Below are 15,986 nucleotides of genomic sequence, written 5' to 3'. Positions count from 1 at the left end.
TTCAGAAGCGCGACCAGTCGGCCTCGCCGTCGAAGACGTGGGTGGCGGGGCCGGTCATCTGGATATGGCCGCCCGGCTGCCAGTCGATGACGAGGTCGCCGCCCGGCAGGCTGACGGTGACGGGGCCGCTCATCAGTTTGCGCCGGATGGCGGCGACGGCGGTGGCGCAGGCACCGGTGCCGCAGGCGCGGGTGAGGCCCGCGCCGCGTTCCCAGACGATCAGGCGGATATGATTGTCGCCCGCCACCTGCGCGAAATTGACGTTGACGCGCTGCGGGAACAGCGGGTCATGCTCGATGAGGGGACCGAGCCGGGCGGTATCCACCGCATCGAGATCGTCCACGAAGAAAACGACATGCGGGTTGCCGACATTGACGGCGGCGGGGGCCGGGAGGTCTTCCCAGCTCGCGCCCATGGTCAGCGCGTCCATGGCGTAGGCGAGGGGGATGGCATCCCAGTCGAAGCGTGGAGCGCCCATGTCGACGCTCGCCCCGCCTTCTATCAGCCGGGCGTCGAGCAGGCCGGCCTTCGTGCGGATGGTCACATCGCGGCCGACGAAAAGGGGGACGCAGCGCGTCGCGTTGCCGCAGGCCTCCACCTCGCTGCCGTCGGCGTTGAAGATCTGCATCGACACGTCGGCGTCGTCCGCTTCGCCAATGACGATCAGCTGGTCGCAGCCAATGCCGGCATGACGATCCGCGATGGCGCGCGCGCGCGCTTCCGTCATGGCGATCGGCTGCGCGCGCGCGTCGATCACGACGAAGTCGTTGCCGAGCCCATGCATTTTCGAGAAGCGTCCCATGATGGACGCGCATGTAGTGCGGATACGGGCAAAAGGCCAGCGCGTCGCCTATCGCGCGACAGCCGCCCGCCGCTGCCCGTAGAGGAAATAGACCGCCAGCCCCAGCGCGTTCCAGGCGGCGCAATAGGCGATGGTCTTTATCGGCAGGCTGGCGAAGAGATAGGCGCAGCCCGCTACCGCGCCGATGCCCACGATCCAGGCGGCAGGCGTGCGGAAGGGACGCTTCATGTCGGGCGCGCGCTTGCGCAGGATAAGGAGGCAGAGGCCGACAGCGGCGAAGGCGATGAGCGTGCCGGCGTTCGCCAGCGCGGCGATCTCGTCGATGGGGAGGATGCCAGCGATGATCGCGACGAGGATGGCGGTGACGGCAGTGATGCGCGCGGGCGTGCCGCGTTTCGAGATGCGGGCGAGGCTTTGGGGCAGGAAGCCGTCGCGCGCCATGACGAGGAAGATGCGGCTCTGGCCGTAGAGGAAGCCCAGCAGCACGGTCGGCAGCGCGATGACGGCGGCGATGGCGACGATGCGGGCGACGCCGCCCTGGCCCATTTCGCGCAGGATGAGGGCCAGCGGCTCGGGACTGTCGGCGAAGCGGGTGAAAGGCAGCGCCCCGATCGCCGCGGCGGCGACGAGGACGTAGATCAATGTGCAGACCACCAGCGAGCCGACGATGCCGATGGCAAGATCGCGGTCCGGGTTCTTGGCTTCCTCCGCCGCGGTCGAGATGGCGTCGAAGCCGTAAAAGGCGAAGAAGATGATCGCGGCGGCCGCCATCACGCCGCGCTCCACCCCGTCCGGCCCCATATGCTTGGCGAAGCCGAAGGGCATGAAGGGCTCGAGGTTCGCCGCGTCGAAGGCGGGCAGGGCGTAGGCGACGAAGAGGCTCAGCGTCACGATCTTGATGAGGACGAGGATGGTGTTGAGCCTGGCGCTTTCCTTCGTCCCCACCATCAGCAGCCCGGCGACGATGCCGATGATGAAGATGGCGGGCAGGTTGATAAGGCCACCCAGTTCCGGGCCTCTGGTGAGCGCTTCCGGGAAGCCGAACGGGGTGAGCAGCGGCGCGGCATAGCCTGACCAGCCCACCGCCACGGTCGAGACGACGAGGCTATATTCGAGGATGAGCGACCATCCGACGATCCAGGCGATCCCTTCGCCCAGCACGACATAGCTGTAGCTGTAGGCGCTGCCCGCCGCTGGCATCATCGTCGAGAGTTCGGCATAGGCGAGCGCGGCGCAGGCGCAGATCGCGCCGGCTATGGCGAAGGAGAGGAGGACGGCGGGACCGGCCCGATCCGCGCCGACGCCGATCAGCGTCAGGATGCCGGTGCCCACGATGGCCCCGACGCCGAGCGCGAGAAGATGCGGCCAGGACAAAGTGCGCGCCAGCCGATGGCCGCTATCCTGCGGCACCATCGCGTCCATCGGTTTGCGGCGTGTCCAGCTCATGATCGTCAAAGGCTCCCCTCTATTCTCCCCTTAGCTTCGCATATTTCCCGCAGAATGCGACATAAAATTACACGGCCTTGATCCTATCGGAAAGTGGAGGCTTGGGCTGGGCATCCTGGCCTGGAGCTTACCAAAGGGGAGCGAAGTAGGAGAGATATGTGTGCTGACGACCATTTGCAGACGCGAGCGTGATGGCGAATAAGATGCTGCTATGAGACGTAGCGCATTAATTCTCGCCCTTGCCGCAATACCCCTCTGTGGTTGCGAGCCGCTGCGAGGTGTCGTGTCCGAGAGAGATCTTCACACGCCCGCCGACATTGGATGCGTGGATAAGACGCTCCGAAAGGCCTTTGGAAAGATCGAACGGTGGGATTACGTTGATGATGGCAGCACCTTTCCGAAGGGCACCAATGTAGCGCAGTTCGCCTATTACAAAACCGAGAACAGCGCAGGCTGGGCGACTTTGGATATCGGACGAGTGAATGACAAAACGCGTGTAACTCACTCGTTCACTGGCATTGGGGCCGAACTCCCGCAGCAGTCTTTCCCCCCTGCCATACGCGCAATGGAGAAGGCAGGCCGCGTTTTGAAGGCGGATTGCAATCTCGATCTATCTGGCATGGAATTGAAGGCTGTAGGGCAGAGTGTCGAAGCCTTGAACTGAAAGCCGCCAGTCCGCTTCCCACCCAAATCCGCCTCCGTCCCTCCCGCTTGCACTTTTCCCTGCTTTCGCCTAAGGGCACCCGCAGCATCGGGCGGCGGGCCGTTCGACTCTGACGACTCCAGGATGCCCAGGAGGGGCATCGGATGGACGCTGGCCGGCGAGGTTTCGCCCGCCGGCGATTTTGTCGTTTGGGGGTGCGAGTGTTTTTGATGGGGCCGCAACGCTCCGATTTGAGGTGATGATGTTCGATTCGCTCAGCGATCGTCTAGGCGGGGTTTTCGACAAGCTGCGGGGGCGCGGCGCGCTCACGGAGGACGATGTCCGCGCCGCGATGCGCGAGGTGCGGATCGCGTTGCTGGAGGCCGACGTGGCCCTGCCGGTGGTGCGCCAGTTCGTCGACCAGGCGACCGAGCGCGCCGTGGGAAGCGACGTGCTGCGCTCCGTTACCCCCGGCCAGATGGTCGTCAAGATCGTCTCAGACACGCTGACCGAGACTTTGGGGTCGGACACCAGCGACCTGCTGATCGACGTGACCCCGCCCGCCGTCATCATGATGGTCGGCCTTCAGGGGTCGGGCAAGACAACGACGACCGCCAAGATCGCCAAGCGCCTGAAGGAAAAAGAGCGCAAGAAGGTGCTGATGGCGTCGCTCGACGTGCAGCGCCCGGCCGCGCAGGAGCAGTTGGCGGTGCTGGGCACGCAGACCGATGTGGCGACGCTGCCCATCGTGCCTGGGCAGCAGCCGGTCGAGATCGCGAAACGCGCGCTCCAGTCGGCGAAGCTCCAGGGCTTCGACGTGGTGATGCTCGACACCGCCGGTCGCCTCCATGTCGATCAGGCGCTGATGGACGAGATGAAGGCGGTCGCCGACGCCGCCAACCCAGCCGAAATCCTGCTCGTCGTCGATTCGCTGACGGGGCAGGACGCGGTCAATGTCGCGACCAGCTTCACGAGCCAGGTGCCGCTGACCGGCGTGGTGCTGACCCGGATGGACGGCGATGCGCGCGGCGGCGCGGCGCTGTCGATGCGCGCGGTCACGGGGCGGCCGATCAAGTTCGCGGGCACCGGCGAAAAGCTCGACGCGATCGAGCCTTTCCACCCCGCGCGCGTGGCGCAGCGCATCCTGGGCATGGGCGACGTTGTGTCGCTGGTCGAGCGCGCGGCCGAGACGATCGACGCCGAGGAAGCCGACAAGCTCGCCAAGAAGATGGCCAAGGGTCAGTTCGACATGAACGACCTGCGCGCGCAGCTGAATCAGATGCGCCGCATGGGCGGGCTTGGCGCGCTTGCCGGAATGCTGCCGGGCCTCAAAAAGGCGCAGGCAGCGATGGCGGCGAGCGGCGCGAACGACAAGACGCTGATCCATCTCGACGCGATGATTGGCTCCATGACGCCCAAGGAGCGGGAGAAGCCCGCACTCATCAATGCCAAGCGCAAGATTCGCATCGCCAAGGGCTCCGGCCGCACGGTGCAGGACGTCAACCGCCTCCTGAAAATGCATCAGGAGATGGAAACGGCGATGAAGAAGATCCGCAAGATGGGCGGATTGAAGGGCCTCGCCAAGATGTTCGGCGGCGGCGGTGGCATGGGCGGTCTGGGTGGCCTTGGCGGACCGGAGGGCGGATCGCCGCCCGACCTGTCGGGGCTCGGCGGCCTGGGCGGCCTGGGCGGCAACATGCCCAAGCTGCCGCCCGGCTTTCAGAATTTCATGAAAAAGTAGTCAGTTTCAACCAATTGAATTGTAAGTAGAAAGGCAAGAATTTCCATGGCAACCTCTATCCGTCTGTCGCGCGGCGGCTCCAAGAAGCGCCCCTATTACCGCATCGTCGTGGCCGACAGCCGCGCGCCGCGTGACGGCAAGTTCATCGAACGCATCGGCAGCTACAACCCGCTTCTGCCCAAGGGCGACGAGAAGCGCGTCGTTCTGGACACCGAGCGTGCGAAGCACTGGGTCGAGGCCGGCGCGCAGCCGACCGACCGTGTCGCCCGTTTCCTGGACGCCGCCGGCGTGAAGGAGCGCAAGGCACGCAACAACCCGAACAAGGCCGAACCTGGCCAGAAGGCCAAGGATCGCGCCGAAGATCGCGCCGCCAAGCTGGCCGAGGCCGAGGAAGCCCGCAAGGCTGCGGAAGAAGCCGCCAACGCGCCGGCTGAAGAGCCCGCTGCCGAGGAAGCGCCCGCCCAAGAGGCTCCCGCTGAGGAAGCTGCTGCCGAGCAGGCCGAGGGCTGAACCCTTTGACCGACAAGCCCGTCACCCTGGCCGTGATCATCGGCGCGCATGGCGTGACGGGCGAAGTCCGCCTGAAGCTCTTCGGCGAAGGGGTGGAAAGCCTCAAAGCCTATAAGGGCTTCGATGCGGCAGGACGTACCCTGACGATGAAGTCGGTGCGTCCTGGCCCCAATGGCGCGGTCGCGCGCTTCTCCGAAATCGGGGATCGCAGCGCGGCCGAAGCGCTGCGCGGCACTGAATTGACGGTGCCGCGATCCGCCCTGCCGCCGCTGGCCGAGGGCGAATATTATCATGCCGACCTTATCGGCCTGCCCTGCACGTCAAGCGAAGGCGAGCCGCTGGGCGAAATCGTCGCGGTCGAGAATTTCGGCGCGGGCGACATCGTCGAGGTCGAGCGCCCCGCGGCAAAGGGAAAGAAGGGCAAGCGCTTCATGGCGCCGATGCATGTCGTCACATTGGGCGAGAACGGGGCGGTGATCGACGCCGCCTTCGTCTCCTGACCGGAATCGACATGGCCCGAATCGTCACCGCCGTCTATCTGATCTTCATGCTGGTGGCCGGGTGGCGCCTTCACGCCATCGGCTGGTCGCGGCCGGCGAAGCTGGCAACGGCGGTTGCGCTGATACTGCCCGTCCCCCTCATGTTGCTGATCCCGGCGCTGGCGCATCCAGAGAGGCCCTTTGCCGACATGCTGCGCGCCATCGGCATCGCGCTGCTGATATGCGGGATATTGTGCATGGTGGGCGGCTGGTCCGCAGCGCGGTTGCGGGCACGACGGCGGTGAGCTTTACCGCGCAGATACTGACCCTCTATCCCGAGATGTTTCCTGGGCCGAGGGGAAGTGGGCCTGCGAGCCGATCCATATTCGCGACTTTGCCACTGACAAGCATCGCACCGTGGACGATACGCCCGCCGGCGGCGGCGCGGGCATGGTGCTGCGCGCAGACGTGCTGGCAAAGGCGGTCGATCATGCGATGGAGGCGCGGCCCGACCTTCCGGTGCTGGCGATGACGCCGCGCGGCGCGCCGATAACGCAAGCGCGGGTGCGGGCGCTGGCGGAGGGGCCAGGCGCGACCATCCTGTGCGGCCGGTTCGAGGGGTTTGACGAACGGATTTTCGATGCCCGGCCGATCGAGCAGGTCAGCATGGGCGACATCATATTGTCGGGCGGCGAGATGGCGGCGCTGCTGCTGCTCGATGCTTGCGTCAGGCTGCTTCCCGGTGTAATGGGCGCGGCTTCCAGCGGAGTCGAGGAGTCCTTCGAAACGGGGCTGCTCGAATATCCGCATTATACCCGCCCGGTGGACTGGGAGGGGCGCACGATCCCTGAAGTGTTGCGATCGGGGGATCATGCGAAGATCGCCGCCTGGCGGAAACAAAGGGCGGAAGATGATACACGGCTAAGGCGGCCGGACCTTTGGGAACGCCATATCGGCGTTCGGGACCAGCCGCCCTCTGGTGCGCGACGAACGACTTGAGGACTGCGTTTAGACATGAACATCATCCAGCAGATCGAGGCGGAAAACATCGCCGCCCTCGCCAAGGACATTCCCGATTTCCGCCCCGGCGACACGCTGCGCGTCGGCGTGAAGGTGATCGAAGGCGACCGCAGCCGCGTCCAGAATTATGAAGGCGTGTGCATCGCCCGCTCGAACAAGGGCATGGGTTCGAACTTCACCGTGCGCAAGATTTCGTTCGGCGAAGGCGTGGAGCGCGTGTTCCCGCTCTATTCGCCCAACATCGACAGCATCACCGTGGTCCGCCGCGGCGTGGTGCGTCGCGCCAAGCTCTACTATCTGCGCGGCCGCACCGGCAAGCGCGCCCGCATCGCCGAGCGTCGGGATAATCGCGAAGGTTGAAAGGCCGGAGGTTGAAGGCGCCGCCAGCGCCTTCTGCACCGCTTCACAATCGGACATAAAAATCGGGCGCCGAAAGGCGCCCGATTTCTTTTTGCGTATCGCCGGCTATCAGATTTTCACCTTCAGGCGGGCGTACCAGAAGCCGCCGTTCGCGCCGAAGGGGCCACCGCTGTTGGGATAGACCTGCCCGTTCGACAGGCTGTTGGTCAGCACGTAGATCGGGTTTGCGGCCGTCGCCTTGATCTTGTCGGGATAGGTGTTGAACAGGTTGGTCGCACCCACCGCCAGCGTGTAATGTTCGGCGATGGTGTAGCTGACCTCTATGTCCGTCGTGAACTTCGAACCGAAGGTCTGTCCGGGGAAAGCATCTTCCAGACCAAATGGACCATAGAAGTTTTCACGCCCGGTGATCGTGAAGTCGCCGATCGCATAATTGGCGGTAAAGGTCGCGCGATGCTTGGGAATAGTGCCTTCGATATCCTTCTTCTGCGACGCGCTGATGATGGCCGGATCGAACTTCGTAACCTTGGTCTCGTTATAGTTGTAAGCGAGCGTCAGGTTGAGTTTGCCATCGCCAAGGGTGGAGCGGTAGGTGCCGACAAAGTCGATACCGGCCGTGCGCGAGTCATAGGCGCTGGTGGGATATTGCACGTCGCCACCTTCACCCACGGCCAGAAGGGCCGGCTGAGCGGCAATATCCGCCGCAGTGACATTATATGTCTGCGACGTTCCGATGCGATCCTTGATCTTGATCCAGTAGCCGTCCAGCGTGACGGTCAGCGACGGCATCGGCGTAAAGACGAAGCCAAGGCCGTAGTTGGTCGATTTTTCCGGCTTCAACGCCGTCGCGCCATAATATTGCGCGATCGGATTGGATACCGGATAGGTGCCGGTCTGCACCTGAAGACCGTTGGTGAAGGCGGTCGTCAGGATCTGGACGTTGCTCTGCCCCGGCGAAGGCGCGTGGTAGCCCGTGCCCACCGTGCCGCGCACGGAGAATTCGGGCGTCACTTTCCACAGCGCGTTCACCTTGCCAACCGTGGTGCTGCCGAACGTGTTGTAATCTTCGTAACGGCCGGCCACGCCCACGGAGAATGTGTCGGTCAGGTCGGCTTCCACGCTGAGGTAACCGGCGATGTTATGCTGCGAATAGCTGGCTGCGGCGTCCGGGCTGGTGCCGCCATAACCGCTCGCGCCGACGGGCATGGTGACCGTGGAGTCAGGAGCGAACACGCCTGGCGCGGTCTGCACATACAGAGCCTGGCTGTAATAGGGTCCGATGCCATAGGATTGCGGATCGCCTTCGGTCGCTGTGTAGGTTTCCTTGCGATATTCGGCGCCAAATGCGATCGTGACCGGACTGGAGAGCCCGGCATCGAGCGAGTAGACGAAATCGGCATTCAGATTGGTTTCCTTCTGAATGAGCGATCCGAACTCGAACGAGGTCTGCGAATCCGGCCCGTAGGACGGGCTGAGCGAGTCGAACATCGACAGGGTGAGCGCGTTGCGGCTGAGCGAGCCCGACACGTCGAACGTCAGATTTTCGAGCAGGTCGCCCTTGATGCCCGCCACGCCGAACGCCTGATCCTTCACACCGACGAACTGCGGCGTGAAACCGGCGGGATAGAGGCTGGAGAAGGAATAGGTGTTGCTGTCCTTGACGAAGCCGCCTGCGGGGCACGTGGCGTTGCCAGCAGGGCAGGGCGTCAGATAGATCGGGTGAGCAAAGGCGCTATTGCGCGTCTGGGGGCGCACGACGCCGGCGGTGTCGGTCGCCGCGAAGGTTTCCACGGGGCGGTAGTTGAAGCTTTGGGTAATCTTCGAATGCGCGAAGTTGCCGAAAGCGTAGATCTTGGTCGCGTCGGTCACGTCATAGCTGGCGTTGACGGTGGCCTTCCAGCCTTCGGACGGAGAATTGCCGAAGATCTGCACCGGCTTTGGATAGTTGGGAAGCTGGGAGGCCAGTTCGGGGTGCGCTTGCGCGAACAGCACCGCGCTTGGACGCGTCGCGTTCCGGATCGTGCCATCATCCTTGTTATATTCGCCCGCGAACGAGATGAAGCCGCGATCACCGAGCTTGAAGCCGGCATAGCCTGCGATTTGACGCGCCTTGCCGTCGCCGCCGCCGTCATAGAATTGGCCGTAGCGGGTGCTGAATTCGAAGCCTTCATCTTCACGCAGCGTGTAGTTCAGCACGCCGGCAATGGCGTCCGTGCCATATTGTGCGGTGGCGCCTTCGCGCAAAATCTGGAGGTTGCCAAAGGCGATGGTGGGCAGCACCGCAAGGTCGGCGCCTTGCGACAGATTGTTGGTCGGGTCACCCGCTGCCACCTGGACCAGCGCGGAGCGGTTGAGACGCTTGCCGTTGATCATCACCAGGGACATGTCGCCCGCCAGGCCGCGAATGGACGGCGAGCGGACGAATGTCGAAGCATCGGAAATCGCGTTCTGCGGGACATTGAAGCTGGGAACGATATTCTTGAGGACTTCGAGCATGTCCGCTGCGGGCTGGGTCTTCAGCTCTTCGGCACCGATGACGTCGACTGGCGAAGCGGAGTCGGTGATCGACCGGTCGGCACGGCGTGTGCCCAGAACGACGATCGTGGAGCCGGCATCCCCTTCCGCCGCCGCTTGCGGGGCTGCGGTAACTTGAGAGAAGGCCGGGGCCGTAATGGCGGCAAGCGCGGTGGTCGCCAGCAGCGCCTTGGTCAGCCCACGAGCAAGTAAATGTTCGATCATCGAAAGCCCCCTAGATTGGTTTATGGGCCTTTCCTTCATCCCCCCTGGCAATCGGTTTTATTGCTGACGTGTGAAACGGATCGCGCGGCATGACCCGCCATGCCACAGGACATCGCGTGGCAGATTTTTTCTGGTGTAACATAAACGACACACTTTTCCCGATTTTCGGCAAGCTATTGTCGACGGAGATCGTAGCGGGATTGAAAAGGCGCGGGGATTATGCAGCACGAAATAGATGCCGCTCACTTCCCGCCTCGCCACCCTCGCCGACGAGCCGGCGCTATCTGCCCTGATGACGCTGGCGATCGACCGGCTGCAGGACGGTTTTCTCACCCCCGCGCAGGTCCGGGCGAGTCACGGCTTCATGGGGCTGGACCGGCGGCTGATCGCGGATGGCACCTATTTCGTCGTGGAGCGGGACGGCGCGATGGCCGGCTGCGGGGGATGGAGCCGGCGGGCGACGCCCTATGGCCACGACGGCAGCGGCGGGCGCGACGACCGGCCTCTCGATCCCGCGACCGAGGCGGCGAAGGTCAGGGCGATGTACACCCACCCCGACCATGTGCGCGAGGGCGTGGGGATGCTGATCCTTTCCCTGTGCGAGGCGGCAGCGCGGGCGGAAGGCTTTTGCGCGCTCGAACTGTCCGCGACGATGGCGGGCGTTCCGCTTTATCGCCATTTCGGCTTTACGGACGTGCGCGCGTTCGAGGACAGCGGCGTGCCGCTGATCCTGATGCGCAAGGCGATCTGACGCTTCAGGGGTAGCGGCTGGTCCACCACAGGCCGGCCAGGCTGATGGCCGCGGCGACCGACATGTAGAGGCCGACGAGCGCGACGCCCTGCGTGGCGATCAGCCAGGTCGCGACGATCGGCGCCAGCGCGCCGCCGAGGATCCCGCCAAGGTTGAAGGCGAAGGACGCACCGGTATAGCGGAGCTGGATCGGGAAGAGGGCGGGGAGATAGGCGCCCAGCGGCCCATAGACGAAGCCCATCAGGAACAGCGCGAGGCTGAGCGCGAGGAAGATCGGCAGCAGCGTGCCCATGCCGATCAGCGGTCCGAAGACGAGGCCCATCAGCACCGCCCCGGCGCAGCCCCACGCCAGCACGCGGGTGGGGCTGGCGCGGTCCGCCCACCATCCGGCCAGGACGATGCTGACCGCCATGAACAGGATCGCGCCGAGTTGCAGCGAGAGGAAGGCGCTGCGGTCGATGGCAAGTGTTGTGGTGCCGTAGCCAAGCGCGAAGGCGGTCGCGATATAATAGATGGCGAAGCAGGCGGCGCAGGCGAAGGTGCCGGCGATCGCCGCGCCGAGATGGGAGGAGAGCAGCGTCGCGAGCGGAACGGCGGGCGGCGGCGCTTCGGCCTTTGCGGCGGCGAATTCCGGCGTCTCGGTAAGCTTCAGCCGCACCCAGAGACCGAGGAAGACCAGCACGCTGCTGCCAAGGAAGGGCAGGCGCCATCCCCAGGCGTAGAAATCCGCGTCGGACAGCGCCGTGCCCAGGATCAGGAACAGGCCGTTGGCCGCGATGAAGCCGACCGGAGCGCCAAGCTGCGGAAACATGCCGAAGCGCGCGCGCCAGCCGGACGGGGCGTTTTCCACCGCCAGCAGCGCCGCGCCGCCCCATTCGCCGCCAAGGCCGAGGCCCTGCCCGAACCGCAGCAGGCAGAGGATGAGCGGCGCCCAGAAGCCGATCTGCTGGTGCGTAGGCAGGAAACCGATCGCCAGGGTGCAGCCGCCCATCAGCATGAGCGACGTCACCAGCGTCGCCTTGCGCCCGATACGGTCGCCATAATGGCCGAATATCGCAGCGCCGAGCGGACGGGCGAGGAAAGCGAGCGCGAGGCTGCCATAGGACGCCATCAGCTGCGCGCCGGGGGAGGAAGAGGGGAAGAAAAGCGCGGGGAAGATCAGGCTGGCGGCCGTGGCGTAGATGTAGAAATCGTAGAATTCGACCGCCGTGCCGATCAGGCTGGCGGCCAGCACCCGCTTGTGCCGCCACATTGCGCCGATGCCGCTTGTCCCCGCCATGTCATTCCCCCGTTCGGTCATGCCAGCAAAACCTGGCCTCTCTTCTTTCTCTCGCAGCAAAAAGCGAGATCCCGGCTTTCGCCGGTATGACGATGATCTAGGACTTTCGTCTTTGGTTCAGCAATTCATAGGCCATGACGGCGGTCGCCACCGCGGCGTTCAGGCTGTCCGCCTTGCCCAGCATCGGCATCTTTACCAGAAGGTCGCATTGCGCTTCATATGCTTCGGGCAAGCCCTGCGCTTCGTTGCCGACGAGCAGGAAGGACGGGCTGCGATAGCGCGGCTGCTGATAGTCCTGCGTCGCCTTGAGACTGGTGCCGATCAGTTCGCCGGGGCCAGAGCGCAGCCACGGCAGAAATTCGTCCCATCGCGCCTGCGTGATCGATTGGGTAAAGAGCGCGCCCATGCTGGCGCGAACGGATTCGACCGAGAAGGGATCGACGCAGTCGTCGATGAGGATGAGGCCGCCCGCGCCGACGGCGTCGCCGGTGCGCAATATTGTGCCGAGGTTGCCGGGGTCGCGCAGCGACTGGGCGACGATCCAGATGTCGGCTTTCGTCCGGTCCAGCGCGGCGAGCGGGGTGAGGCGATCACGATAGACGCCGACCACCGCCTGCGCATTGTCCTTGCCGCTGATCTTGGACAGGATGTCGGGCGTGGTTTCGATGACGTCGCCGCCGCCCGCTTCCATCGCGGCGATCAGATCGACCGCCAGAGGATGGGTGGACCCGGCGTGGAAGAGCATGTCGGGCAGCACGCCTTCCTCGCGCGCTTCGGTCAGGATGCGCAGCCCTTCGGCCAGGAACAGTCCTTCCGCCTTGCGGAACTTCTTTTCCCGCAAGCTGCGGACGCGCTTGACCAGCGGGTTGGAAAATCCGGTGATTGCGCGCGCCACGTCCGCCTCATGCTCCGATCGCCAAAGAGGCGGCATCTCTAGCGGCGCGGGCGGGAAAAGGACAGTGGCGATGGAACCGCTTGCTGCGCCATGGATTTGCGCTGCGAACTTGCTTACGGGGGTGAAATGACCGGACCTAGAACGCACCGCATCGAGGATGGCTTTTTCCTGAGCGTCGTCGTGCTGGTGTCGATCGCTTTCGCGGCGGTGCTGGAGCCATTCTTTGCGGCGGTGCTGTGGGGCGTGATCGTCGCCATCCTGTTCTGGCCGGTGAACCAGCGGCTGCTAAGGGCGATGCCGACGCATCGCAACAGCGCGGCGTTGATCAGCCTGACGCTCATTATCGCCATCGTGATCGTGCCTGCGATCTTCCTGACCTTCGCGCTGGTGCAGGAGGCGGCGCATTTTTACGGCTTGATCCAGTCGGGCCAGATCAATTTCGAACGGATGTTCGGGCAAATGGTCGCGGCGCTGCCGGACTGGACGCACACCACCCTGCGACGGATGGGTTTCAGCAATTTCGACGCGGCGCGGATCACGGTGACGCGGGGCCTCACCAGCAGCTTTCGCTCCTTCGCCGGGCAGGCGCTGCTGATCGGGCAGGGCGCCTTCAGCTTCGTCATCGCGCTTGGCGTCATGCTCTATCTTGCCTTCTTCCTGCTGCGCGACGGAGACCGGCTGGCCCAGCGCTTCGCCGAGGCTGCGCCGCTGCGCCCGCACCAGCGCGAGGCGCTGCTCCAGCGTTTCGTGGTGGTGATCCGCGCGACGGTGAAGGGCAGCGTGGTCGTCGCCATTGTGCAGGGGCTGATCGGCGGCGTCGTGTTCTGGTTGCTGGATATTCCGGGCGCGCTGCTGTGGGGCGTGCTGATGGGCGTCTTCTCGCTGCTGCCCGCCGTGGGCGCGGCGATCGTCTGGGGACCGGTGGCGCTCTATCTGTTCGCCACGGGCGCGATCTGGCAGGGGGCGGTCGTGATCGGATCGGGCGCGGTCATCATCGGATCGGTGGACAACCTGCTCCGTCCGATCCTGGTCGGGCGCGACACGCGGATACCCGACTATGTGGTGCTGATCTCGACGCTGGGCGGCATTGAACTGTTCGGGTTCAATGGCATCGTGATCGGGCCGGTGATCGCCGCGCTGTTCCTGGCGACATGGGAAATTTTCACGGAGATGCGCAAGGAAGGGGAGGTCGGGAGCTGAACGCTCATTCCTCGCCGAACTTGTCCTCGACAAGGGTGACGAGCTTGTCGAGCGCGTCGGCGGCTTCCGGCCCGGCCGCCTTGATGACGATATGGTCGCCCATCGCAGCCCCCAGCATCATGAGGCCCATGATCGACGTGCCGGTGACATGATTGCCATCCTTGCTGACTGTGATGTCTGCGGGCAGGCCGCTCGCCAGCGTGACGAACTTCGCACTGGCGCGGGCATGAAGGCCGCGCTTGTTGCTGATCCGCACTTCCTGGCTGATTTCGTTCATGTGGTGCTGCCCAACAGTTCTGATGCAACGCTGATATATTTCTGACCGGCCTCGCGCGCGGCGGCGACGGCGGCGCGCACGTCCATGACCTTGCGCGCGCTTTCCAGGCGGATGAGCATGGGAAGGTTGATGCCGGCGATCACCTCTATCTCGCCCGCCTTCAGCAGCGAGATGGCGAGGTTGGAGGGCGTGCCGCCGAACAGGTCGGTCAGGAGGATGACGCCCGATCCGTCATTCACGCGGCCCACGGCCGCCGCGATGTCCGCGCGGCGCAATTCCATATCGTCTTCCGGCCCGATGCAGATCGTCGCGATCTGCTGTTGGGGACCCACCACATGTTCCATCGCCACGACGAATTCCGTCGCCAGCGAGCCATGGGTGACGAGTACGAGTCCGATCATCTGCTTCTTCGGCCCACCTTTGTCATGATTATGCTTTCGGGCCTCCCGGACGGCGCTTCTCCAGACTGTCCTGGGGCGCCGATTCAATATTGCGGTGCAAGACCGTGGGCGAAAAGCCGGCGGCTTGCAAGTATTTCGCGACGCGTGTGGCGACGTGAACGGAGCGGTGCTTGCCGCCCGTGCAGCCGAACGCGACGGTGATGTAGGTCTTGCCGCCCTCGGCATAGCGGGGCAGGAGGGTGACGAGCAAATCCTCGATCTTGCCCACCGTCGCCTCATAGGCGGGGTCTTCCCGGATATAGTCGGCGACGGCCGCATCCAGGCCGGTCAGAGGCCGCAGACGGTCGTCCCAATGCGGATTGCGCAGGAAGCGCATGTCGAACATCAGGTCGGCATTTCGGGGCACACCGCGCGAATAGCCGAAGGAGAGGATGGTAAGGACTGGTTCCGACAGCCCTTCGCGCGAGAATCGGTTGCGGATTTCCTGTTGCAGGGCGTTGGTGGTGAGCCCGGTGGTGTCGATCACCTGGCTTGCCCAGCGGCGCAGCGGTTCCGTCAGCTCGCGTTCGCGGGCGATGCCGTCGGCGGCGGGCCGGTCAAGCGCGAGCGGATGACGGCGGCGCGTCTCGGCGAAGCGGCGCTCCAGTTCCACGCCCGAACAGTCGAGGAATAACGTTTCGATGTCATGGCCGTGCCGCTGGCGCAGCGACTTGATCCGCTTCACGATGGCTTCGGCGTCGAAGCCGCGCGTGCGTGCATCTATGCCAAGCGCGAGCGGCCGTTCGTCCTGCGCCTCATGGCCGGCGGGAAGGGGCGTGTCGAGCAGCCGGTCCAGCAGGAGCAGCGGCAGGTTGTCGACCACTTCCCAACCCATATCCTCCAACGTCTTGAGCGCGGTCGTCTTGCCGGCGCCCGACAGGCCGGACAGGAGGAGGATCGTCTTGGGCTGGGTCATGCCGGCCCCGCGTCCTTCAGCCCGAGCGCCTTGAGCGCCAGTTCGACCTTGATCGCGGCGGATATTTCGAACGGTGCGACCCGCGCTATGGGCACGTCGATCCCGGCCAGCGTCCGGCGCCGCATGTCGAACGGCATGCGATCGATGGTTTCGAGGAGGTCAATCAGCAGGGCGACCGGCGCTTCCCCGGCGGTTGGCAGGTCGACGATGCCGATGCCGCGTACCTCCATCTTGCCCGCGATCGTCGCCGGGGCGGTGGCGATCAGGGTGCCGTCCACGCGCTTCACCAGCGTATAGTCGTCGCTGACCAGCATGGCGCCGCGGTCGATCAGGCGCAGCGCGAGGTCGGACTTGCCGCTGCCGCTTGGCCCCATCAGGAGCACGGCGCGGCCGTCAATGGCCACGCTGGTCGCGTGAAGCGTTTCGGATGAAAGTGCGCGTGCCATGCCCCGGCCAGTTCTAGCCGCTCCCCCGGCGGAATGGAATGC

At 64.8% G+C, this 15,986-nt stretch carries 17 protein-coding genes and 1 pseudogene; 9 read left to right on the top strand and 9 right to left on the bottom strand.

The genetic code is table 11. The annotated features are described in order from the left end of the window. Nucleotide 1: 1 nt before the first annotated feature. On the bottom strand, nt 2-802 hold the full coding sequence (gene dapF / locus AX724_RS09615; RefSeq protein WP_066765755.1) for a diaminopimelate epimerase: 801 nt from the start codon (nt 800-802) through the stop codon (nt 2-4). Nucleotides 803-850: 48 nt separating this feature from the next. After that, nucleotides 851-2,248 carry an amino acid permease gene (locus tag AX724_RS09610; protein ID WP_066765817.1) on the bottom strand — a complete coding sequence of 466 codons (1,398 nt, stop codon included), beginning with the start codon at nt 2,246-2,248 and terminating at the stop codon, nt 851-853. Nucleotides 2,249-2,573: 325 nt separating this feature from the next. Here AX724_RS09610 and AX724_RS09605 point away from each other — a divergent pair, with 325 nt between their 5' ends. The 7 genes and pseudogenes from AX724_RS09605 to rplS all read left to right on the top strand — a co-directional run bounded on the left by AX724_RS09605 (nt 2,574) and on the right by rplS (nt 7,001). Then, complete coding sequence (locus AX724_RS09605; protein WP_066765753.1) at nt 2,574-2,912, top strand: hypothetical protein; 339 nt, start codon at nt 2,574-2,576, stop codon at nt 2,910-2,912. Nucleotides 2,913-3,150: 238 nt separating this feature from the next. Next, complete coding sequence (ffh, locus tag AX724_RS09600; protein ID WP_066765752.1) at nt 3,151-4,632, top strand: signal recognition particle protein; 1,482 nt, start codon at nt 3,151-3,153, stop codon at nt 4,630-4,632. A 45-nt stretch (nt 4,633-4,677) separates the two neighbouring features. Then, nucleotides 4,678-5,142 carry a 30S ribosomal protein S16 gene (gene rpsP, locus AX724_RS09595; protein ID WP_066765750.1) on the top strand — a complete coding sequence of 155 codons (465 nt, stop codon included), beginning with the start codon at nt 4,678-4,680 and terminating at the stop codon, nt 5,140-5,142. Nucleotides 5,143-5,147: 5 nt separating this feature from the next. Further along, complete coding sequence (gene rimM, locus AX724_RS09590) at nt 5,148-5,642, top strand: ribosome maturation factor RimM (protein WP_066765749.1); 495 nt, start codon at nt 5,148-5,150, stop codon at nt 5,640-5,642. Nucleotides 5,643-5,653: 11 nt separating this feature from the next. Next, a complete protein-coding gene (locus AX724_RS09585) occupies nt 5,654-5,926 on the top strand; it encodes a hypothetical protein (RefSeq protein ID WP_066765747.1) in 273 nt (90 codons plus the stop codon). Next, nucleotides 5,923-6,620: pseudogene (trmD, locus tag AX724_RS09580) on the top strand (tRNA (guanosine(37)-N1)-methyltransferase TrmD). The gene AX724_RS09585 and the pseudogene trmD overlap by 4 nt, the downstream one beginning before the upstream one ends. A 15-nt stretch (nt 6,621-6,635) precedes the next feature. Then, complete coding sequence (rplS, locus tag AX724_RS09575) at nt 6,636-7,001, top strand: 50S ribosomal protein L19 (protein WP_066765743.1); 366 nt, start codon at nt 6,636-6,638, stop codon at nt 6,999-7,001. Nucleotides 7,002-7,109: 108 nt separating this feature from the next. Here the strand turns inward: rplS and AX724_RS09570 are convergent, their stop codons facing one another. Continuing rightward, entirely contained in the window at nt 7,110-9,740 is a 2,631-nt protein-coding gene (locus AX724_RS09570; RefSeq protein ID WP_066765741.1) for a TonB-dependent receptor plug domain-containing protein, read from the bottom strand. Between the two features lie 235 nt (nt 9,741-9,975). Between AX724_RS09570 and AX724_RS09565 the strand changes: the two genes are divergently transcribed. Next, nucleotides 9,976-10,491 carry a GNAT family N-acetyltransferase gene (locus tag AX724_RS09565; RefSeq protein ID WP_066765739.1) on the top strand — a complete coding sequence of 172 codons (516 nt, stop codon included), beginning with the start codon at nt 9,976-9,978 and terminating at the stop codon, nt 10,489-10,491. 4 nt (nt 10,492-10,495) lie between these two features. Here the strand turns inward: AX724_RS09565 and AX724_RS09560 are convergent, their stop codons facing one another. Then, nucleotides 10,496-11,770: an MFS transporter gene (locus tag AX724_RS09560; RefSeq protein ID WP_082733477.1), complete on the bottom strand. Its 1,275-nt coding sequence runs from the start codon at nt 11,768-11,770 to the stop codon at nt 10,496-10,498. Between the two features lie 97 nt (nt 11,771-11,867). After that, nucleotides 11,868-12,665, bottom strand: coding sequence for a TrmH family RNA methyltransferase (locus tag AX724_RS09555; protein ID WP_066765732.1), 798 nt, complete (start codon nt 12,663-12,665; stop codon nt 11,868-11,870). 126 nt (nt 12,666-12,791) lie between these two features. On the opposite strand from AX724_RS09555, the gene AX724_RS09550 reads away from it, so the two are divergent. Further along, a complete protein-coding gene (locus AX724_RS09550) occupies nt 12,792-13,865 on the top strand; it encodes an AI-2E family transporter (RefSeq protein ID WP_066765815.1) in 1,074 nt (357 codons plus the stop codon). A gap of 4 nt (nt 13,866-13,869) precedes the next feature. Here the strand turns inward: AX724_RS09550 and AX724_RS09545 are convergent, their stop codons facing one another. From AX724_RS09545 to AX724_RS09530, 4 genes are read right to left on the bottom strand one after another with little or no spacing between them, the layout of a single operon-like run. Next, on the bottom strand, nt 13,870-14,142 hold the full coding sequence (locus AX724_RS09545; protein WP_066765730.1) for an HPr family phosphocarrier protein: 273 nt from the start codon (nt 14,140-14,142) through the stop codon (nt 13,870-13,872). Further along, nucleotides 14,139-14,543, bottom strand: a complete 405-nt coding sequence (locus tag AX724_RS09540; protein WP_066765728.1) for a PTS sugar transporter subunit IIA — start codon at nt 14,541-14,543, stop codon at nt 14,139-14,141. The genes AX724_RS09545 and AX724_RS09540 overlap by 4 nt, the downstream gene beginning before the upstream one ends. A 28-nt stretch (nt 14,544-14,571) precedes the next feature. Next, a complete protein-coding gene (gene rapZ, locus AX724_RS09535) occupies nt 14,572-15,498 on the bottom strand; it encodes an RNase adapter RapZ (RefSeq protein ID WP_066765725.1) in 927 nt (308 codons plus the stop codon). Continuing rightward, nucleotides 15,495-15,944 (bottom strand): HPr kinase/phosphorylase, encoded by a 450-nt coding sequence (locus AX724_RS09530; RefSeq protein ID WP_066765723.1) that lies wholly within the window; start codon nt 15,942-15,944, stop codon nt 15,495-15,497. The genes rapZ and AX724_RS09530 overlap by 4 nt, the downstream gene beginning before the upstream one ends. Nucleotides 15,945-15,986: the final 42 nt, after the last annotated feature.

Origin of the sequence: Sphingobium sp. CCH11-B1, assembly GCF_001556865.1 — a bacterium.
Taxonomy (GTDB): Bacteria; Pseudomonadota; Alphaproteobacteria; order Sphingomonadales; family Sphingomonadaceae; genus Sphingobium.
Note: the sequence above shows the minus strand (reverse complement) of the source record. Positions and strands in the feature narration are given on the sequence as shown.

Coding starts and splice junctions, on each gene's coding strand:
- dapF (WP_066765755.1), bottom strand. CDS start 802: ATGGGACGCTTCTCGAAAATGCATGGGCTCGGCAACGACTTCGTCGTG.
- AX724_RS09610 (WP_066765817.1), bottom strand. CDS start 2,248: ATGAGCTGGACACGCCGCAAACCGATGGACGCGATGGTGCCGCAGGAT.
- ffh (WP_066765752.1), top strand. CDS start 3,151: ATGATGTTCGATTCGCTCAGCGATCGTCTAGGCGGGGTTTTCGACAAG.
- rpsP (WP_066765750.1), top strand. CDS start 4,678: ATGGCAACCTCTATCCGTCTGTCGCGCGGCGGCTCCAAGAAGCGCCCC.
- AX724_RS09585 (WP_066765747.1), top strand. CDS start 5,654: ATGGCCCGAATCGTCACCGCCGTCTATCTGATCTTCATGCTGGTGGCC.
- rplS (WP_066765743.1), top strand. CDS start 6,636: ATGAACATCATCCAGCAGATCGAGGCGGAAAACATCGCCGCCCTCGCC.
- AX724_RS09570 (WP_066765741.1), bottom strand. CDS start 9,740: ATGATCGAACATTTACTTGCTCGTGGGCTGACCAAGGCGCTGCTGGCG.
- AX724_RS09565 (WP_066765739.1), top strand. CDS start 9,976: ATGCCGCTCACTTCCCGCCTCGCCACCCTCGCCGACGAGCCGGCGCTA.
- AX724_RS09560 (WP_082733477.1), bottom strand. CDS start 11,770: ATGGCGGGGACAAGCGGCATCGGCGCAATGTGGCGGCACAAGCGGGTG.
- AX724_RS09550 (WP_066765815.1), top strand. CDS start 12,792: ATGACCGGACCTAGAACGCACCGCATCGAGGATGGCTTTTTCCTGAGC.
- AX724_RS09545 (WP_066765730.1), bottom strand. CDS start 14,142: ATGAACGAAATCAGCCAGGAAGTGCGGATCAGCAACAAGCGCGGCCTT.
- AX724_RS09540 (WP_066765728.1), bottom strand. CDS start 14,543: ATGATCGGACTCGTACTCGTCACCCATGGCTCGCTGGCGACGGAATTC.
- rapZ (WP_066765725.1), bottom strand. CDS start 15,498: ATGACCCAGCCCAAGACGATCCTCCTCCTGTCCGGCCTGTCGGGCGCC.
- AX724_RS09530 (WP_066765723.1), bottom strand. CDS start 15,944: ATGGCACGCGCACTTTCATCCGAAACGCTTCACGCGACCAGCGTGGCC.